At 37.0% G+C, this 1,427-nt stretch carries 2 protein-coding genes; both read right to left on the bottom strand.

Annotated features, from left to right (window positions below; genetic code table 11):
- Positions 1 to 274, bottom strand: a 274-nt coding sequence (locus tag BP727_RS09110) for a hypothetical protein (protein ID WP_286858444.1), incomplete at its 3' end; no start/stop codon positions are given.
- A 2-nt stretch (positions 275 to 276) separates the two neighbouring features.
- Positions 277 to 1,427: TOTE conflict system archaeo-eukaryotic primase domain-containing protein (locus BP727_RS09105; RefSeq protein ID WP_286858442.1), on the bottom strand; the 1,151-nt coding region annotated here is incomplete at its 5' end.

Below are 1,427 nucleotides of genomic sequence, written 5' to 3'. Positions count from 1 at the left end.
TAATCAACATTAATTGATTGAGGTCTGCTACTGTATACTTGCCCTTAGGAGGAAATATCATGCCTTTAAATAGCGCGCCTTCATCGTTCTGAAAGATAAACCGCATTGCCAATACAGGAAGCTTACCATCAACTTCCCCAGGTAGTGCTAGCCGGATGAACTTCCGGGTATCCGGCATCGAATCCACAAACATTTGATCTATCTCAGTAACGAATTCTACAACGTCATTATTTTTCATGACATCATTATTTTTATTATTTGTTGTTTGATTCATATTTATGCTTCCTGAGGTTCTTGTTGCTCTTGTTCGGGCTCTTCTAGCCCTTCTATTGTCGGACTCTCGAACTTTACTTTTATGTCAGCTATATTATTATATAAGCAGTTCGTACAATCTACAAATTGAATACAATCTCTATGTATGGTTTCACAGTTCCATTTATTATACTTTTTGGCTATAGCAAAATCAACTTGTACAGCAGACTTTTCATAAACAAAATCAGCCTGACCACTAAACAATTGAATAACAGATTCGCGATCCATTCCAGCATTTATAGCTTCATGACAAATAGCAACGCGGGTCATATGACCAGCTCCACCAGTTAATTCTTGGTCCAAAGCTTTTACTAAACAGGGTCTCATATTACCAGAAATACGGCCATCAGGCTCATATTTTGCGGGTATTTGAACAAATGGCTTTGAAATGGTCTTTCTTTCCTTTCTATGCTTAACAGGAACTTCATTTATTTCATGAAGTCTAAGCACACCAGGTATAGTGACATAGGGCACAGGTTCCAGAGTAATTGGATCAACCAGCATAGATCTACGGCCAGCTTTCCAGTTAAAGGCATTGGGCAACTTAAGATGATTACCATAGCCTTTGGCGTTATTTGAATTATTTGCAGCCATTTGCTTAGGAAATAGATCAATTTTGCCCGGATTTTCGATATCAGCATCATGAATTAGTTGTCGAATGAACTTATAAGCAGTAATGGTCTTACAGGGTTCAAGAAGGATCCAGACGTGATATCCTAAGTTGCTTCCGGACAGCAAGGCAAAGTAAGGAATGCCCAAAGATTTCAGGTATTGTGTGAATTGAATGACATTATTGGTTTGTGGTGTATTATTATGGTCATCAAAGTCAGCAGCACACCAGTAACAAATATTATCAGAATCAAAGGGAGGTAAAGCAACAGTTTCAATAGCATTGAAATGCTGGATTAAAAGATCTTCAAATGGTATCTTAGGAGGACCGGTCCAGTATCCCCAATTTTTACCAGGTTTTTGATATTTATCTTGAAGCCCGCATTTATCTATACGACTAATAATATTAGTATAGAATAAGATTGAATTATTTTCTATCCAGTCAGTACTTTCATTAGGATTATATAATTTATAGTCAGTCATCTTTAAAAAACGTACTTTTTCGC

The sequence above is a fragment of the Methanosaeta sp. UBA356 genome (assembly GCF_002496465.1).
Taxonomy (GTDB): Archaea; Halobacteriota; Methanosarcinia; order Methanotrichales; family Methanotrichaceae; genus Methanothrix; species Methanothrix soehngenii.
The sequence above is the reverse complement of the archived record's forward strand: the minus strand, read 5'-3'. Positions and strand labels throughout refer to the sequence as shown.